This is a genomic window from Cryptocyanus atlanticus LEGE 06306 (assembly GCF_056633155.1).
Map to the genome: position 1 here is coordinate 174885 of NZ_JBSJOZ010000003.1, position 17502 is coordinate 192386.

19 protein-coding genes are annotated in these 17502 nt (G+C 70.4%); 14 read left to right on the forward strand and 5 right to left on the reverse strand.

Annotation, left to right across the window (positions count from 1 at the left end):
• Positions 1-30 precede the first annotated feature (30 nt).
• Complete coding sequence (locus tag ACWJI7_RS05135; RefSeq protein WP_479935876.1) at positions 31-306, forward strand: MoaD/ThiS family protein; 276 nt, start codon at positions 31-33, stop codon at positions 304-306.
• A gap of 94 nt (positions 307-400) precedes the next feature.
• Positions 401-1417, forward strand: a complete 1017-nt coding sequence (locus tag ACWJI7_RS05140; RefSeq protein ID WP_479935877.1) for a cupin — start codon at positions 401-403, stop codon at positions 1415-1417.
• A gap of 36 nt (positions 1418-1453) precedes the next feature.
• Here the strand turns inward: ACWJI7_RS05140 and ftsH are convergent, their stop codons facing one another.
• The gene (ftsH, locus tag ACWJI7_RS05145; RefSeq protein WP_479936017.1) at positions 1454-3274 is read right to left on the reverse strand and encodes an ATP-dependent zinc metalloprotease FtsH; all 1821 of its coding nucleotides are present in this window, start codon (positions 3272-3274) and stop codon (positions 1454-1456) included.
• Between the two features lie 282 nt (positions 3275-3556).
• Between ftsH and rpmF the strand changes: the two genes are divergently transcribed.
• Positions 3557-3736, forward strand: coding sequence for a 50S ribosomal protein L32 (gene rpmF / locus ACWJI7_RS05150; RefSeq protein WP_479935878.1), 180 nt, complete (start codon positions 3557-3559; stop codon positions 3734-3736).
• On the opposite strand, the gene ACWJI7_RS05155 is transcribed toward rpmF, so the two are convergent.
• The 3 genes from ACWJI7_RS05155 to ACWJI7_RS05165 are packed head-to-tail and all read right to left on the reverse strand — an operon-like array spanning position 3697 to position 5911.
• Positions 3697-4782 (reverse strand): hypothetical protein, encoded by a 1086-nt coding sequence (locus ACWJI7_RS05155; RefSeq protein WP_479935879.1) that lies wholly within the window; start codon positions 4780-4782, stop codon positions 3697-3699. The genes rpmF and ACWJI7_RS05155 overlap by 40 nt on opposite strands.
• Positions 4779-5123, reverse strand: coding sequence for a DUF565 domain-containing protein (locus ACWJI7_RS05160; protein ID WP_479935880.1), 345 nt, complete (start codon positions 5121-5123; stop codon positions 4779-4781). The genes ACWJI7_RS05155 and ACWJI7_RS05160 overlap by 4 nt, the downstream gene beginning before the upstream one ends.
• Complete coding sequence (locus ACWJI7_RS05165) at positions 5120-5911, reverse strand: HAD-IA family hydrolase (RefSeq protein WP_479935881.1); 792 nt, start codon at positions 5909-5911, stop codon at positions 5120-5122. Before ACWJI7_RS05165 ends, ACWJI7_RS05160 begins: the two co-directional genes overlap by 4 nt.
• A gap of 23 nt (positions 5912-5934) precedes the next feature.
• On the opposite strand from ACWJI7_RS05165, the gene recJ reads away from it, so the two are divergent.
• A complete protein-coding gene (recJ, locus tag ACWJI7_RS05170; RefSeq protein WP_479935882.1) occupies positions 5935-7890 on the forward strand; it encodes a single-stranded-DNA-specific exonuclease RecJ in 1956 nt (651 codons plus the stop codon).
• A gap of 22 nt (positions 7891-7912) precedes the next feature.
• Here the strand turns inward: recJ and psb30 are convergent, their stop codons facing one another.
• Positions 7913-8020, reverse strand: a complete 108-nt coding sequence (gene psb30, locus ACWJI7_RS05175) for a photosystem II reaction center protein Ycf12/Psb30 (protein ID WP_094510689.1) — start codon at positions 8018-8020, stop codon at positions 7913-7915.
• 113 nt (positions 8021-8133) lie between these two features.
• Between psb30 and ACWJI7_RS05180 the strand changes: the two genes are divergently transcribed.
• The 10 genes from ACWJI7_RS05180 (at position 8134) to ACWJI7_RS05225 (ending at position 17495) form a co-directional block, all read left to right on the forward strand.
• A complete protein-coding gene (locus ACWJI7_RS05180; protein ID WP_479935883.1) occupies positions 8134-8523 on the forward strand; it encodes a YkgJ family cysteine cluster protein in 390 nt (129 codons plus the stop codon).
• Positions 8520-8891 carry a TMEM165/GDT1 family protein gene (locus ACWJI7_RS05185; RefSeq protein ID WP_479935884.1) on the forward strand — a complete coding sequence of 124 codons (372 nt, stop codon included), beginning with the start codon at positions 8520-8522 and terminating at the stop codon, positions 8889-8891. Before ACWJI7_RS05180 ends, ACWJI7_RS05185 begins: the two co-directional genes overlap by 4 nt.
• A 4-nt stretch (positions 8892-8895) precedes the next feature.
• Entirely contained in the window at positions 8896-9180 is a 285-nt protein-coding gene (locus ACWJI7_RS05190) for a TMEM165/GDT1 family protein (protein WP_479935885.1), read from the forward strand.
• 136 nt (positions 9181-9316) lie between these two features.
• Positions 9317-11626, forward strand: coding sequence for an RNB domain-containing ribonuclease (locus tag ACWJI7_RS05195; protein WP_479935886.1), 2310 nt, complete (start codon positions 9317-9319; stop codon positions 11624-11626).
• A gap of 3 nt (positions 11627-11629) precedes the next feature.
• Positions 11630-12277: a flavin prenyltransferase UbiX gene (locus ACWJI7_RS05200; RefSeq protein ID WP_479935888.1), complete on the forward strand. Its 648-nt coding sequence runs from the start codon at positions 11630-11632 to the stop codon at positions 12275-12277.
• Positions 12278-12307: 30 nt separating this feature from the next.
• Positions 12308-12835, forward strand: a complete 528-nt coding sequence (locus ACWJI7_RS05205; protein WP_479935889.1) for a hypothetical protein — start codon at positions 12308-12310, stop codon at positions 12833-12835.
• Between the two features lie 57 nt (positions 12836-12892).
• Positions 12893-13330 (forward strand): DUF2996 domain-containing protein, encoded by a 438-nt coding sequence (locus tag ACWJI7_RS05210; protein WP_479935891.1) that lies wholly within the window; start codon positions 12893-12895, stop codon positions 13328-13330.
• Between the two features lie 101 nt (positions 13331-13431).
• Entirely contained in the window at positions 13432-14514 is a 1083-nt protein-coding gene (gene acsF / locus ACWJI7_RS05215; protein WP_479935893.1) for a magnesium-protoporphyrin IX monomethyl ester (oxidative) cyclase, read from the forward strand.
• A 186-nt stretch (positions 14515-14700) separates the two neighbouring features.
• Positions 14701-16098 (forward strand): TldD/PmbA family protein, encoded by a 1398-nt coding sequence (locus ACWJI7_RS05220; protein ID WP_479936019.1) that lies wholly within the window; start codon positions 14701-14703, stop codon positions 16096-16098.
• Positions 16099-16100: 2 nt separating this feature from the next.
• A complete protein-coding gene (locus ACWJI7_RS05225; RefSeq protein WP_479935895.1) occupies positions 16101-17495 on the forward strand; it encodes a TldD/PmbA family protein in 1395 nt (464 codons plus the stop codon).
• The last annotated feature ends 7 nt before the right edge of the window (positions 17496-17502 follow it).

The following is a 17502-nucleotide window of genomic DNA, read 5'->3' on the forward strand; positions in this document are numbered from 1 at the left end:
CCGGCCGTCGCCGGGCGCCCGAACCCAACCATGGCCATTCAGGTCCTCATCCCCACCCCCCTGCAGAAGTTCACCGCCGACCAGGCCAGCGTCGAACTCGATGCCACCAGCGTCGATGGTCTTCTGCAGGCCCTGGAAGCCCGTTTTCCAGGCATCCTGGGTCGGCTCACCGATGAGAACGGCAAGCTGCGCCGTTTCCTCAATGTCTACGTCAACAGCGAGGACATCCGCTTCCTCGATAACCAGAGCACGGCCCTCTCCGACGGCGATGAAGTGAGCATCGTGCCGGCGGTGGCCGGCGGCTGAGCCTCCCCCGGCGCCACCGGATCGAGGGGGCTGAAGAACGGCACTTTCCTGCCGCCCTCAATAGGCTCTGCTGACCCCGATCACGCCCGGATCGATGACCCAGGCACCCCAGGCCCCCACCAGCTCCCCCCCCAGCGACGATGGCCTCCTGCCCCCCCGGCCCCGGCCGGACGACACCGGCCTGCTGCCGGCCGACCCCCGCAGCAAGGCCCGCCTGTTCGATTACCGCCAGGCGGCCAATCCCCTGCGAGCCGGTCTCACCGAAGCGATACCGGAAGGCCGCTGGGGCCCCGAACTCCATGCCAGGGGCCCCACGGCGGTGCTGCCGCTGGACCTGAGCCGGGCCCTGGGATGTGCCGCTCCCGCAACCAGTCCGGCGCTCTGCGCCAGTTTCGTGCGGGTGCTGGAGGGCGAATCGATGGAAGTGGGGGCCAATGCCACCAGCTCCCTGTTCTTTGTGCTGCGGGGGGAGGGGTGCTGCCGGCGCGACGCGGACGTCACGAGGGCCGAGCTGGTGCAGCCCTGGACGGACGGTGATCTGTTCGTGCTGCCGGCCGGGCCGGCGCCGCGGCTGGAGGCCCGCCGCGAGAGCGTTCTCTACTGGGTGCATGACGGGCCCCTGCTCACCCATCTGGGAGTGACGGCCGATCAGCCCCGTTTCGAGGCCACCCACTACCCGGGGGCCTGGCTGCGGCGGGAGTTGGCCGTGCTGGGGGCCGATCCCAGCAGCGCCCGCAGCAACCGCATCAGCCTGCTGATGGCCAACAGCGACCTGCCCAAGAGCCGAACCGTCACCCACACCCTCTGGGCCATGTACGGCATGGTGCCCGCCGGGGTGCTGCAGCCTGCCCACCGGCACCAATCGGTGGCCCTTGACCTGGCGATCGACTGCGACCCCGGCTGCGCCACCCTCTCGGGCACCGAGCTCAACGACGACGGCACGATCCGCAATCCCGTGCGGATGGACTGGGAGCCCGGTGCCGCCTTCGTGACGCCACCGGGACACTGGCATGCCCACATCAATGAAAGTGGACGCACGGCCCTGTTGCTGCCGATTCAGGACGCCGGACTGCACACCTACCTGCGCAGCCTCGACATCCGCTTCGTCTGAGGCTTTCGCGGAAAGTCCAGGCCCTGCCGGGCCCATTCAGGGCAGGGCAGGCTCCGGGAGCTCCCTTCCGTGGAGCGGTCCGCGGGCGGACCTCCCCTCATCGCCCCGCTCGTAGCGTTCCACAATCTGCCGGAATTCCTCTCCGCTCAGGGTTTCCTGCTCGATCAGCCGCTCGACCAGTGCATTCAGGAGCTCCCGGCGGGGCTCCAGGAGGGCCACGGCCTGGGCCAGGGCCTCACAGGCCAGTCCCTTGACCTGGGCATCGATGGCCCGGCCCGTGCTCTCCGCGTAGCTGGGGCGGGTGTGGATCAGATCGCGGCCCAGGAAGACCTCGCCGGCATCGCCCTCGAGGGCCACCGGACCGAGGGGAGAGAAGCCGTAACGGGTGACCATCTCCCGACTGATGCGGGTGGCCATCTGCAGATCGCCGGAGGCCCCCTGGGTGATCTCGCTCGGTCCGAACACCACCAGCTCCGCGGCACGCCCCCCCATCACCACCACCAGCCGGGCCCGGAGGTAGGCCCTGCTGATCAGGCCCGAATCAATGATCTCCTCATCGGGAGTGGTGCGGGCAAAACCCCCGACCCCACCGGATCTGGGCAGCAGGGTCACCTTGTCGAGCCGGTCGGCCTGGGGCAGCAGGGAGGTGAGCAGGGCATGGCCCACCTCGTGGTAGGCGATCAGACGCTTCTTGGCACTGTCCTGAAGAGGCGCCACGGACAGCCCCATGGTGATCCGCTCGAGGGCATCGCCCAGGGCCAGGTCGTCGATGCCGTCCTGGTGGCGGCGGGCCGTGAGGATGGCGGCCTCGTTGAGCAGGTTGGCCAGGTCGGCCCCGGAGAATCCCGGGGTGCGCGCCGCCCAGCTGGCCAGGGACACCTCCGGTCGAAGCGGGCGGCTGCGGGCATGCACCGCCAGGATCGCTTCCCGTCCCCTCCGGTCGGGCAGGTCCACCTGGATCTGGCGGTCAAAGCGTCCCGGACGGGTGAGCGCGGCGTCAAGCACGTCGGGACGGTTGGTGGCGGCCAGCAGGATCACGCCGGAGTTTTCCTCGAAGCCATCCATCTCAGTGAGGAGCTGGTTGAGGGTCTGCTCCCGTTCGTCATTGCCACCGCCGATGCCGGCACCCCGCTGGCGTCCGACCGCATCGACCTCGTCGATGAAGATGATGCAGGGCGCCTTCTCCTTGGCCCGTTTGAACAGATCGCGGACGCGGCTGGCTCCCACCCCGACGAACAGCTCCACGAACTCCGAAGCCGCCATGGAGAAGAACGGCACACCCGCCTCCCCGGCGATCGCCTTGGCCAGCAGGGTTTTGCCCGTGCCGGGGGGACCGATCAGCAGCACGCCCCTGGGGATCTTGGCCCCCAGGGCCGTGAACCGTTCCGGCTGGCGCAGGAAGCTCACCACTTCCTGGAGTTCCTGCTTGGCTTCGTTGATGCCGGCCACGTCCTCGAAGCGCACGCTGACGGTGCCTTCCGGCTGGAGCCGGGGCTGACTGCGGCCAAACCCCATCGCCTTGCTCGCCGCCTGGGAGGAGCGCCGGATCAGCAGGGTCAGCCCGCCGAGCAGCAGCACGACCAGCAGGACGTTCACCAGCAGTCCGGCGGTGGCGTCGTCCTGGCGGTCATCCCGAACGTTGAGGGGCACCTGGCTCTGCTCGGCGGTACGCAGCAGCAAGGTGTCGTTGGCGAAAACGGGAACACTCGTGCGGCTTCCGTCCTCGAAGCGGACCTCCACCTCCCGCTGGCGGGGGGACAACTCCAGGTCCTTCACCTTGCCGTCGCGGATCAGCTGCAGGAGCTCGCTGTAGGAGGGAGGTGGGGTCGGACGCTCGCCCACCAGGGAACGGAACAGGCTGGGGCGCTCCGCCGCCGCGGGCGCCGCGGCGGCGGGATCGTCGGGCGGGGCGGTGGCCGATTCCGGAGGGTCGGCTCCGGAGGCCGCCGGAGCCCCGGATGGAGCGGTCGGTGCGGTGGCGCCCTCCGCCACTGTGGCGAGGACAGCAGGAACTCCCTCAGGCCAGAGAGGAAGCACCGGATGCGCGCTGCTCACAGGGTTCTGCTTCTGGGGCGAGCTTAGCGATTTGACGGATGGGGTCATGCCGGCGGAGGATCTTCGTTTGGTCGAGCGTTCGGGATGGCTGTCCCCAAGAAGAAAACCTCCAAGGGCAAGCGCAATCAACGCCATGCCCACTGGAAAGCCAAGGCCACGGTGGCCGCCCGCAAGGCACTCTCCCTCGGCAAGGCCGTGCTGAGCGGACGGGCCCAGGGCTTCGTCTATCCCATCGACGAGTCGAGCGACGAGGACGAGAGCTGAATCCGGCCGGCCCCGTGCACGGCAAGAGCCGCGCGGGCCTCTGCACCGGTTCCGATCCAGCGGCAGCGGCGACGCCCATCGAGCACCGCCATCGCCTCCGGCCCACGCCCAGACCCCAGCGTCATCGCCGCAGCGTCGTTGGGCAGGCGCCAGAGCGGATCCTGATAGAGCGGAGGGGGAAGGGAGACCAGGCTTGAGCGCACCAGGCCGGCCAGGGAGGCGGCGTCGAGAGCCTCTCCATGCTCCCGCCGCTGGCGGGCCTCGGCCTGAAACCGCCACCTCCGGGGGAAACGCCAGTCGATCGGGCGCAGCATCCAGACCCCATCGAGCTCCGCCCAGAGGGGGGCATAGGCCGCCAGCTCAGCATCCCAGTGGGGCAGCCAGTCGGCTTCCGGCGGGCTGAGGCCCAGAGCCGAAGCCCCCCCCAGGCTGTCAAGCCGCTGCTCCAGCTCCGCCGGGCCCAGGGAGCGGCAACCGATCAGCCAACCCTCCAGCACCGCCACGTCAGCTTCCTGAACCAGCCAGCCGGCGCGATCGCCCTGGCCCTGGCAGAGCCGTTTATCGAAGCGAGGCAGCTCCAGCCGCCGCGACGATCGCCAGCCGGCGATCCGCTCCAGCAGCAGAGCCACGTCGTGACTGCCGGGCGGCACCCGAGACACACCGAAGGGGTTGCCCGCCAGCCGATCGCGACGCTCCGGCCACTCCAGGTAGGCATCATCGATCGAGGCCACCGCCAGCCGGAGCCCCAGCAGGGGAGCCAGCTCCCGCAGGATCAGGCCGAGCCGGCTCTTGCCGGCCCCCACCGGACCGTTGAGACCGATCAGCAGGGGGCGTCCCGGTCCCGCCCCCCGCTGACAACGACTGAGCAGGGGCAGGGCCAGACCGCGGAGGTCCTCGAAGCGATGGCCCGGGCCGGTCCAGTTGTGCGTCGTGAGCCGTTCACGCCAGTCCCACTCCCAGCGGGAGGGATCGGGGACCCCGCAGGCGGCCAGCAGGCGCCGATGGGGCCCGGAGGGCGGAGGGGCGGGGGGGATGGTCGGACTCACGATCCAAGTTTGAACCCCTCGAGCGCCACGGAATAGACCAGTCCGATCCGGACGTTGTCGCAGACGATCCAGCCCAGGGATGGTTCCCTGGTCACCCAGCGACTGCGCAGGCGGCTCACCAGCTCGACCGCCCCCACCAGCAGCAGCACCACCAACGGCCGGAAGCCGAGCCGGATCAGCACCAGGGTGGTGAGGGTGTTCCCGGCGAAGAGACCCGCCAGCAGGGCCAGCAAGGCCAGCGAGCGCCGACGCCAGCTCCCTGCCAGGCCAGCGAACAGCACCGACCCGAGACGATCCAGCAGGGACTGGAACCGGGTCGACTGGGTGGGCAGGCGGCTCACGGGCTGGGGGACTCCGGCTGGCGGGCTAGCTCCTGCAGATAGGAGAGCGTGATCTGGCCCTGGGCACAAGCCGGACCACACAGAACGGTGGTGGGGGTGCCCGGGTCGCCCAGCTGATCGACCACGGCGGCGGCACCGTCGAACGGTTGCAGGGGCTGCCGGGAGGTGGGGCCGCTGAGGGTCACCAGGGTGCGCAGGCCGCAGCCGGTGGCGGCCTGGAGACCCTGGGGGGAATCCTCGATCGCCAGCGCCTGGGGAGGGGCCAGCTTCAGCCGGTCCAGAGCCAGGCGGTACGCCTCGGGATCCGGCTTCTTGGCCGCCACGTCCTCCCCGCAGACCCGAACGATCAGGGCCGCCTTCAGGTCAGCGAGCTGCCGGTCCAGCAGGGCGGTCACGGCACGGTGACCGCTGGTGGTGACGATGGCCTGCTCCAGCCCTGCCGCCGCCGCCGCCGCGATCAGCCGCCGGACCCCCGACCGCAGCCCCACCACCCCCTGAGCCACCAGGTGCGCGTAGTGCGTCTGCTTCCGGAGCCAGAGGGCCTCCAGCAGGGCCTGGGGAGGTTCGATGCCCTCCCGCTCCAGCAGGAACCGGCGCAGGCGCTCCCTGCCGCCGCTCACCGCCAGCAGGCTCTGGTAGGTGGTGGGGTCCCAGTGCCAGGGAAGCTCCAGAGCGGCGAAAGCCCGGTTGAACGCCACCCGATGGCCCTCCTGCTCGGTCTCGGCCAGGGTTCCATCCACGTCCCACAACAGGGCGCGCAGGGAATGCTTCCGGGACACCGCTGGCATGGCCAGCAGGCTAAGGGGCAGTCATGGAGTGGACCCAGACCCGGAATCCAGCCGGAAGCCCAGAATGCGCAGGTCAGCGTCCCACCCCCCTGCAGCCCCGTCTCCCCCTCCAGCGCTGGCAACTGCCGGCTCCCCTGCCCAACCCTCCCCCCGACGCCCCCGGCAGAGGGGGCAGCACCGGCGGACTCCCGCCCGAGCTGCTGGCGGTGCTGGCCCGACGTGGCTACCACAGCCCGGAGGCGATCGAGGCCCTGCTGAATCCACCGGAGGCGCCCGACCCCCATCACCACTTCGCCGATCTGGGGGTGGCGGTCCAGCGGCTGCGCCAGGCTTGTGTGGCCGGCGAAGCGGTTGCGATCTGCGGCGACTACGACGCCGACGGCATGACCAGCACCGCCCTGCTGGTGGGGGTGCTGCGCGGCCTGGGGGCCCGCCCGCGGGCGGCCATCCCCAGCCGGATGGAGGAGGGCTATGGCCTCAACGTCGCCATGGTGGAGCGCCTGGCGGCGGAGGGGGTGCGGCTGCTGGTCACGGTGGACAACGGCATCGCCGCCAGCGCAGCGCTCGAGCGGGCCCTCCAGCTGCAGCTGGAGGTGATCCTCACCGATCACCACACCCTTCCGCCCGAGCCGCCTCCCTACCTGGCCCTGCTCCATCCGGCCTGCACCCCCCCGGGGTCCCCCTACCAGGGACTGGCGGGGGTGGGACTGGCCTACCTGCTGGGTCGCACCCTGGCCACCGACCTCGGCCGCCCCGACGCCACCGCCATGGCGATGGACCTGTTCTGCATCGGCACGATCGCCGACATGGCTCCACTGCTGGGGGTGAACCGGCGCTGGCTGCGGGAGGGCCTGCCGGGCCTGCATGGGACGACCCTGCCGGGGCTTCAGGCATTGCAACGGCTGGCGGGCGTGGGTGAAATCCCGCTCGACGCCACGGCGGTCGCCTTTCGGCTCGCCCCGCGGATCAACGCCGTGGGACGGCTGGGCGATCCGGCCCTGGTGGTGGACCTGCTCACCACCGACGACCGGAGCCGCGCGATGGAGCTGGCCCAGGACTGCGAAGCCCTGAACCGGCAGCGCCGGGAGCTCTGCGACGCCATCGAGGCGGAAGCCACGGCCCTGGTCGAGGCCGATGGTCCCGAGGGCACCCCATTCCTGCTGCTGGCCCAGACCCACTGGCACCACGGCGTGATCGGGGTGGTGGCCGCCCGTCTGGTGGAACGGTTCGGCCTGCCGGTGGCCCTGCTGGCCTCGGAAGGCCAGGGCCGGCTGCGGGCCTCGGTGCGGGCCCCCCGCGGCTTCGCCGTGGATGCGGCGCTGCGGCACTGCGACGCCCTGCTCGAGCGCTACGGGGGACATCCGGCGGCGGGTGGCTTCACGGTTCGGGCCGAACGGGTGGCCGAACTCCACGCCGCCCTCAACGGTCTGGCCGGCGACTGGCTGGCCGGGCGCAGCCGCGGCACACCGGTGGAGCCGGAGGCCCGGCTCCCGCTGGATCGGATCAGCCGCGACTTCTGGCGCGCTCTGCAGCGGCTCGAACCCCTCGGCGCGGGGCTACCGGCGCCGGTGTTCTGGAGTTCCGGCTGCCGGGTGATCGAGCAGCGCTTGGTGCGGGGCGGCCATCTCCAGCTGAGCCTCGAGCAGAACGGCGCCCGGCAACGGGCGATCGCCTGGCGCTGGCAGGGGGACGGCCGACTCCCCGAGCATGTGGATGTGGCCTTCCGGCTGCGCTGCGACACCTGGCAGGGGGAGGAGCGTCTCCAGCTGGAGGTCGTGGGACTGCGGGCGAGCGGAGACGGAGAGGTGGTGCTGGTGCGTGGCGACCGCGCCTACCGCTGCTCCCGGCAGGGGGACGCTCTGCTGATCAGGAATCCGGAAGGACGGGAACTGAAGACCTGTCTGCCGGCCACGGATCTGCCCGCCCAACTGCGGGCGTTGATCGAAGAAGCCTCCCTGGCCCTTGGACTGGGAGCCTGACGGACCTGGGTCCGGCTGGCGCTCAGAGAGCGCCGCGGCGGTAGAAGAGAATGAAGATCACCGCAGGACCGGCCAGGGTGATCAGGGCCAGGGCGAGGAAATTGGCGATCAGATGGAAATCGATTCCCATGGATGCGGCACTCAGGGGGCAGTCCTGGGCTCAGCGTACGGGCCGTTGAGCCCGGCAGGAGCGGCCGTGGCATGCCACTGTGACGGCTTGTCACAGCGGCGGGGGCGGACCCGATGAGCGGCGGAACCCACTGGAGCTGCATTCAGGGTTGCGGGGCCTGCTGCCGCCTGGATCCGGCCGAGCGCGGCGAGGCGCTCAAGGCCCTGAGCCCCCCCCAGCGGGAGCGCTATCTCGCCATGGTCGGACCCGACGGCTGGTGCCTCCACTTCGACAGCGGCGGGCGGCGCTGCCGCATCTACGACGAGCGCCCCGACTTCTGCCGGGTCAGTGCCCTGGCACCGCTGTTCGGGGTGCCGGCCGAGCAGGCCGAAGCCTTCGCGATCGCCTGCTGCCGGCAGCAGATCCGCCAGGAGTACGGGGGGCGAAGCGGCGTGTTACGCCGCTTCGAGCGCGCCACGCGCCGGCCCGCTCCGGATCCGTCCACTCCCTCGGGCCGGCCATGAGCGACCGGTTCGACTCCGGGGCCGAGGCCCTGGATTCCGGGGCGGAGGCCCTGGACCCCGCGGCCTCCAGCGCTCCGGATTTCCTGGCCATCGTCTTCACCACCTTCACCACCGTCTTCCTGGCGGAACTGGGGGACAAGACCCAGCTGGCCGCGCTGCTGCTCTCCGCCCAGTCGGGCCGGCCGCTGCTGGTGTTCATCGGGGCGGCCTTCGCCCTGATCTGCTCGAGCCTGGTGGGGGTGCTGCTGGGCCGCTGGCTGGCCTCCGTTCTGCCGCAACAGCGGCTGGAGTGGATCGCCGGCCTGCTGATGGTGTCCCTGGGACTCTGGCTCGGGGGCCAGGCCATCGTCGGCCTCCTCACCTCCTGACGTCATGCAGCTGCCCCTCCTGGCCTCCACCTTCCTGACCGTGTTCGTGGCCGAACTCGGGGACAAGACCCAGCTGACCATCGTCTCGATCAGCGGCACCACGCCCAACCCCCTGGCGGTGTTCCTCGGCAGCGCCGGCGCCCTGGTGTTGGCCAGCCTGCTGGGGGCCCTGGCGGGAGGATCCCTCTCGACGCTGATCCCCGCCGACGCGCTCCAGCTGGCGGCCTCGCTGGGGTTTCTGGTCCTCGGGCTGCGGTTGATCCTGCGGGCGGGGCAGGAGGGTCCGTAAAGTCGACATCTGGAGGCCGACGCCACGGGGCTTCTCCGCGCCCTCCTCGGTGTTCACGGCCGGCCGGGCCTGGAGCTGGGCAGGCCCGGCCGGCTCGCCGCCCAGCCCAGCTCCTGTTCCCTTCCCTGACGCCCCGATGAAGTTCACGGTCGCCGACCTGCTCGACCAGCTCCCCGCCTCGGAAGCCTTACCGCTCGCCAGGCTCGAGAAGGCCCTCGGCCTCACGCTCAAGCCGGACAAGCAGCAGTTGCGCATCGCCCTGGGCGGTCTCAGCCGGGTGGGCCTGCTCGAGGAAAACGAGGCCGGGGTGCTGCTGCGTCACGACGACAGCCTGATCGCCGCGCGCCTGCGCTGTTCCAGCAAGGGCTTCTGCTTCGCCCTGCGCGATGACGGCGGAGAGGACATCTACATCCGCGACCACCAGCTGAACCACGCCTGGAACGGTGATCGGGTGCTCGTTCGAATCACCCGCGAAGGGGGACGCCGCCGCTCACCGGAGGGAGGGGTGCAGTGCATCCTCGAGCGAGCCACCACCTCCCTGCTGGCCCAGGTGGAGCAGCAGGATGAGCGCCTGGTGGCCATGCCCCTCGATGATCGTCTGCTCACGACGGTGGACCTGCCCGAGACCGACGCGGTCTATCTCGACCCCGCCAAGGAGTCGGTGGTGGAGATCAGGCTCGATCGCTACCCTCTGGCCCAGTTCCCCCCCCTCGGCCATGTGGCCCGGCGCCTGCCCATCCATGGAGGGGAGGAGGCCGATCTCGACCTGCTGCTCACCAAGCACGGGCTCCGGCAGCGTCCGACGGCACCCCGCTCCAGCCTGAAAGTTCCCGCCGACAAGAGCCGCACCGATCTGGTGGCCCTGCCCACGCTGCTGATCGAGGGCTGGAGCGGCCAGGAGGCCCCGACCCTGCCCGCCCTCTCGATCGAGCAGGACGGTCAGGGCACCCGCCTCTGGATCCACAGCCCGGCCGTGGCGGAACGGCTCGGGCCCTCCGGGGCCCTCGACCTCTGGCTGCGGGAGAGGGCCGAGGCGTTCTGCCTGGGTCGCCGCTGGCTGCCGCTGCTGAGCCCGACCCTCGGCAAGGCCGCCGCGTTCCGGAGCGGCGAAGCCCAGGCGGCGGTATCGGTGGCGTTGCGCTTCGACGCCGAGGGGGCTCTGAGCGACTACCACTTCGCGCTCACCACGATCAAGCCCGATCTGAGCATCGGCGCGGCGGCACTTCAGGCCCTGGCGGAGCGCAAACCGAAGGCCCGCACCGTCCCCGCGGCCCTCAAGCCGGTCAAGGAGCAGCTACCCCAGCTGGAGGCCCTTCTGGCGCTTGCGGCCAGCCTGCGCCAGCGGCGCCTGGCCGCCGGCTCCATCGACCTCGACCTGCCCAGGCCCGCCCTCGAGAGCCTCGGCGATCTGGCCATCCCGGACCCTGAAGAACGCCGCCAGGGCTGGCTGGTGCAGCTTCCGCCCCACCAGCCGATGGCCCTGCTGCGGGAGCTGCTGCTGCCGGCGGGCCAGGCCCTCGGCCGCCATCTCGCCGCCCTCGGCCTGCCCGCCCTGTTCGCGGTCAACCCCCCCGCCGATGCCACCGACGTGAATGAGGTGGCCAAGGCGGCCCTCGGGCTCGACATTCCCCTGGAGCTGGCCGACGACGGCAATGCGCCGGCCGTGGCGGAGCTGACAGCCGCCTTCGCCGCCACCGACCGCAGCCGGGTCCTCCAACGCCAGCTCAGTGAGATCCTTCCGCCGGTGCAGCTCAGCGCCACACCCGCGCCCCATGGCCTGGCAGCGGAGAGCGTGGCTTTCGCCCCCTGGACCCTGCCCTCGGTGCACTACGCCGACCTCTGGAACCAGCAGCTGCTGGTGCTGCTGCTGAGCGAGGGCAAGGACCGGCCCAGCGTCCGCCACAAAACCAGGGTGGACCTGGCCGGCCCGAGCTGTCACGGCGCGATCGACTGGCCCCTGCTGACACCCACCCTGCTGGCCGAGCTGCAGCACGGACGCAGCCCCGCCCTGATCCAGCGGCTCAACGCCCGCTCCCGGTTCGTGCTCGAGCTGCAGGCCGACCTGCTGGCCATGGCCCAAGCCCGGGCCGCCGAACCGCTGGTGGGGCAGACCCTGACAGGGGTGATCAGCGGCATCCAGAGCTACGGGTTCTTCGTGGAGATCCCCCCCTCCCAGGTGGAGGGTCTGGTGCATGTCAGCTCCCTGAAGGACGACTGGTACGAGTACCGCTCGCGCCAGAACCGCCTGGTGGGCCGGAAGAACCGCCGGACCTACCGGCTGGGCGACCGCGTCGAGGTGGAGATCCAGAAGGTGGACGTGCTGCGTCACCAGATCGATCTGGCCGTGCTGGTGGGGGAGGAGGACGAGCTCGCCTCCGGCGACGCCCGGACCCCGCCGGCCGACGACCTCGGGGGGACCGCCCCGAACGACGCTCAGGAGGCGTGAGCAATGGCTCCACCGGCTGGCCCGCCGCTGGGCCCCGTCGTGCTGGCGGTTTCCGGCGCCTCCGCCATGCCCCTGGCGGAGCGCGCCCTGCAGCTCCTCCTGGAGGCCGGCGACACGGTGGAGCTGATCACCAGCCGGGGGGCAATCGGCGTCTGGCTGGCCGAGCAGGGCGTGCGCATTCCCGCCGAGCCCGATCTCCAGAGCCGCTTCTGGCGGGAGCGCACCGGCAGCAGCGGCGGAACCCTGCACTGCCACCGCTGGAATGACCAGGCGGCGGCCATCGCCAGCGGCAGCTTCTCCACCCGTGGCATGGTGATTCTGCCCGCCAGCATGGGAACGGTGGGGCGGATCGCCAGTGGTGTGGCCCTCGATCTGGTGGAGCGGGTGGCCGATGTGCACCTCAAGGAGGGGCGACCGCTCGTGATCGCGCCGCGGGAGACGCCCTGGAACCTGGTCCACCTGCGCAACCTCACCGCCCTGGCCGAGGCGGGCGCCCGGATCGCCCCCCCCATTCCCGCCTGGTATCACCGGCCCACCAGCCTCGAGGAGATGGTGGATTTTCTGGTGGTGCGGGTGTTCGATTGTCTGGGTTACGACCTCGGTGCCCTGAAGCGCTGGGAGGGCCCCGTGCCGGTGCCTTCCGGCCGCTGAACGCATCCTTGAGGAGCAGAGGCCCCCTCCGTGCTGCACCGTCTCCTGCTGATCCCCCTGCTGGCCCCCCTGCTGGCCGTGCTGCTGGTGGCAGCGCTCAACCCCCGCCCCAACACCCGGCTGCGGCTGCTGATCTGGACCTCACCGGCCCTGCCGATCGGCCTCTGGATCGGGGCGGCGGCCGCTGGGGGGGCGGCGCTGAGTGCCGGCCTCACCGCCCTGGCCCTCCAGCCCGCCGAGCGGTTGCCGATGCGGCGGCGGAGCCGCAGCGATCCCTTCTCCGGAGGCGGTGTCGACCCCGAGCCCTGGGAGGAGCGGGCCCAGGCCAGACGCCCGCCCGCCGGCCAGGGCAGGGAGACCGGCCGATCCCCGGCCCAGCCGGAGCGCTCCCCCCAGGATCCCGCTCCCACCGTGGCCGTCCCATTCCGGATCCTCCGCCGCGGTCGCGGTTCGGCGACGGAGCAGGCCCCCACCGCCGGGGCGGCCACGGCGCGCAGCCCATCGACCGGAGTCTCCGACAGCGAAGGCTGGGACAGTGGCGTCAGCGACGACTGGTAGCGATCCAGACGACCTGCCTAGAGTTTTCACCACTGTTTCGACACGAGGTCTGCGCCGGTGAGTGACTCAGCCAGCCCCGCTCCCGCCAAACCCACACCGGCGGCTGCCCCGGCCCCGGCCAAGGCGAAGCCCCCCGCGCCCGAGGACAAACCCTTCGCGGAGTTCATTCCCCAGCTCTTTCTCCCGTCCCTGACCCAGGCGATCGAGGCCCATGGCGGTCCCGCTCCCCAGCTCGTCTTTGAGCAGGGCCCGATGCCCGTGGTGGGGCTCCCCTGCTGGATGGTGCAGGGCCGTTTCCCCGGCGAGCGTCGCTTCTGGCTCTGCTTCACCGAGGCCGCCATCACGGCCACCAAGACCATCGCCCTGGCCGAGGGAGGGAGCACCCCGAGCCTGCTGGAGCCCTTCCTCGGCGATGAGAAAAAGATGACACTCCCCCTGCTGGTGTCCCGGGTGATCTCCCGGTTGAACGGCCAGAAGTGGCTCGGTCCCAACTGAACCGGCCCATTCCTTCCGGCGCTCGGCCGGCGCTTCACATCTCCGGCTGCCCTGGCTGGAACCCGCCTACGATGGCCCCATCGCCCTGATCCGTCGCCCGAATGGTGCCCCCGATCGCCGCTCCCGCCGCCACCGCTGGAAGCCAGGCTCCGGCCTTCAAGGACCCCGTCAAGGACACCATCCTGACGCCGCGGTTCTACACCACAGATTTTGAGGCGATGGCCGCGATGGACCTGCGCCCCAATGTGGTTGAGCTGGAGGCGATCTGCGAGGAGTTCCGCAAGGACTACAACCGTCACCACTTCGTTCGTAACGAGGAATTCGAAGGTGCCGCCGACAAGCTCGATCCGGAAACCCGCAAGGTCTTCGTCGAGTTTCTCGAGCAGAGCTGCACCTCGGAGTTCTCCGGTTTTCTGCTCTATAAGGAGCTGAGCCGCCGCATCAAAACCAAGAACCCCCTGCTCTCCGAGTGCTTCGCCCACATGGCCCGTGATGAGGCCCGCCATGCCGGGTTCCTCAACAAGGCCATGGGTGACTTCGGCCTTCAGCTCGACCTGGGGTTCCTGACCGCCAACAAGGCCTACACCTTCTTCAAGCCCAAGTTCATCTTCTACGCCACCTATCTTTCTGAGAAGATCGGCTACTGGCGTTACATTGCCATTTACCGCCACCTCGAGAAGCATCCGGAGAGCAAGATCTTCCCGATCTTCAATTTCTTCGAGAACTGGTGCCAGGACGAAAACCGCCACGGCGACTTCTTCGATGCCCTGATGAAAGCCCAGCCCGACACGGTGCGAGGTCTGCAGGCCCGTCTCTGGTGCCGGTTCTTCCTGCTGGCCGTGTTCGCCACCATGTACGTCCGCGACGTGGCCCGCAAGGAGTTCTACGAAGCCCTTGGCCTTGATGCCCGCGCCTACGACAAGGTCGTGATCGCCAAAACCAACGTGACCTCCGCCCGGGTCTTCCCGGTGGTGCTCAACGTCGAGCATCCGAAGTTCTACGTGCGACTCGAGCGCATCGTGCAGAACAACGCGGCCCTCACCGCCGCCGACCAGAGTGACGCTCCCGCCCCGGTCCGGGCCCTTCGCAAGCTCCCCTTCTGGGCCGCCAACGGGCTGGAGATGGCCAAGCTGTTCCTGATGGCCCCGATCCCCAGCGATCGGTTCCAGCCCGCCATCCGCTGAACCCCGCCGCTGCACCAGGCCGCGGAGCTGATCCCCGCCAGCGGCGCGGAGAGCCACAGGGTTCGCCAGCATGGCCGCATCCCGGCTTGGCCCAGCAGCGTTCCCCCTTGCGGCAGAGCCACCCCAGTCCCCACTCCACCCCCTGCCGTGCTCGCTCCCTCCCCCGCCGCAGCAACCAGCACTGATCTGTTCGGAACCGGCTGGCGGCCCCAGCTGGAGACCGTGCTCGCCGCCGGCCGATCGGCCGGAGCCAGCCTCGTGGAGCTGTTCCTTGAGGGTACCGATCACCTGGGTGTGCTGGCGGAGCAGGACCGGATCACCAGTGTCAGTCCGGCCTTCGGCCGGGGCGCCGGCATCCGGGTCTTCCGGGGAGATCGGGATGGGTTCGTCTCCACCAACGACCTGAGCGAGGCGGGGCTCCTGCGTGCTCTCGACCAGGCGCTCGGCATGCTCGGCCTCGAGCGCCATGGCGCCGGCCGCTCCGACTTCGAGGGGCTGGCGGCCCTGCGCGACCACGCCGCTGCCAAGGCCGACTGGCTCACCCACTGCCCCGGCCTAGCGGAAGCCACCGGGCGGCTGCTCGAGGGCACGGCCCTGCTGGAGCGCCACGGAACCCACCTGCAGGCGCGGCGGGGCAGCTACGCACGGGACTGGCAGGAGGTGCTGGTGGCCGCCAGCGACGGCACGTTCGCCCACGACATCCGCCTGCACCAATCGGTGGGGCTCAACACCCTCGCCGCCGACGGCGAGCACCGGGCCAGCCTGGGTCGCCGTTACGGCAGTTCCGGCACCCCCGACGACCTGCGCCGCTGGGACCCGGATGCCGCCGCGATTGATCTCTGCGCCAGCGCCGCCTCGATGCTCCACGCTGACTACGTGGAAGCGGGCACCTACCCGGTGGTGCTGGCCAACCGCTTCGGTGGCGTGATCTTCCATGAGGCCTGCGGCCACCTGCTCGAAACCACCCAAGTGGAGCGGGGCACCACCCCCTTCGCCGACAAGGTGGAGCAGGCGATCGCCCACGAAGCCGTCACCGCCATCGACGAAGGGGTCAGCGACGGGGCCTTCGGCAGCCTTTCGATGGACGACGAAGGGATGGAGCCCCAGCGCACCGTGTTGATCGAAAACGGCGTGCTGAAGCGCTTTCTCTCCGACCGAGCCGGCGAACTACGCACCGGTCACCCCCGCACCGGCAGCGGCCGCCGCCAAAGCCACTCCTTCGCCGCCGCCAGCCGCATGCGCAACACCTACATCGCGGCCGGTCCCCACACTCCCCAGCAGCTGATCGAATCGGTGGAGCGTGGTCTTTACTGCAAATCGATGGGGGGCGGCAGTGTGGGACCCACCGGACAATTCAATTTCGCCGTGGAGGAGGGCTATCTGATCGAGAACGGCGCGCTCACCAAGCCGGTCAAGGGCGCCACGCTGATCGGCGAAGCCCGGGAAGTGATGCCCCGGATTTCCATGTGCGCCAACGATCTGGAGCTGGCGGCGGGCTTCTGCGGCTCCATCAGCGGCAGCATCTTCGTGACTGTCGGCCAGCCCCACATCAAGGTGGACGCCATCACCGTGGGAGGCCGTTGAGCATGGCCAGCACCAGCACCGCTTCGGCCGGCACCGCCCCGGACCAGTTCGATGCCGCCCGCCTGGGTGAACGGCTCCAGGTTCTGGCCAGCGACCTGGCCATCCGCCGCTGGGACCTCGGGGCCGCCTGCAGCACCGACACCTCCGTTCAGGTCGACCGGGGCGAGGCGAAACAGCTCAAGGGAGCCCAGCGCAGTTCGCTGACAGTGCGGGTCTGGAACGATGACGGGTTGGTGGGGATCACCAGCACCAGTGATCTGTCCGAGGGCGGACTGGTGCGGGCCCTGGCCGGCGCCCGTGATGCCAGTGCCTACGGCAATCCCGACGACACCCCCGCCTTTTCTTCCGAGGCCACCGCCCCTCTGGCGCCTCTGGAGCAGCCCCTGAGCCCCCCCCTGCCGATCCTCGAGCTGCTCGGTCGCCTCCAGGGGGCGGAACGGGAGTTGCTCGGGCGCCATCCAGCCATCAGCACAGTGCCGTACAACGGCCTGGCCCAGCGCTCCAGCGATCGCCTCTACCTCAACAGTGACGGTGCCTGCCGCCAGCAGCGCCTGTCCACCGCCAGCCTCTACCTCTACGCCAGGGCCGAGGAAGCGGGCCGGAAGCCCCGCAGCAGTGGCGCCGTACGTTTGGCCTACGGCGCCGATCAGCTCGATGTGTCCGGCTGCATCGAGGAGGCGGCCCAGCTGACGATCAGCCATCTCGATTACGCCCCGATCGAGACCGGCCGCTACTGCTGCATCTTTAGCCCCGAAGCCTTCCTCGATCTGATCGGGGCCTTCTCCAGCCTGTTCAACGCCCGGGCCGTGCTCGATGGCGTCAGCCTCAGCAGCCGCGAAGCTCTGGGCCAGCCCCTGGCCGCCCCGTTCCTCTCGATCCACGACAACGGCCTCCATCCCGGCAACGTGGGCGCCTCCAGTTTCGATGGGGAGGGCACACCGGTGCGGCCTCTGCCCCTGGTGGAGGGAGGACGGCTCACCCACTTCCTGCATTCGGAGGCCACCGCCCGCGCCTTCGGCCAGCCGCCCACCGGCCATGCCGGCCTGGGAGCCAAGGTGTCGGTGGGGCCCCACTGGTTCGAGATCGGCGCCACCCCCGGCTCCGGAGGCGGCGCCGCCGGGCTCGATCGCCACGCCGCCGATGGGGTCGTCTGGATCGATTCCCTCTCAGCTCTCCATGCCGGGGTCAAGGCCAGCCAGGGGTCCTTTTCCCTGCCCTTCGATGGCTGGCTGCTGCGGGGGGGGGAGGCTCGCTCGATCGAGGCGGCCACGGTGGCCGGTGACATCCGCACCCTGTTGAAGAGACTGGTGGGCTTCGAGGGGGAGCCCAAGATCACCCCCGACGGCCTCTCCCCCCACGTGTGGGTGGAGGGTCTCTCGATCACCGGCGAGTCCTGAGGCCCAC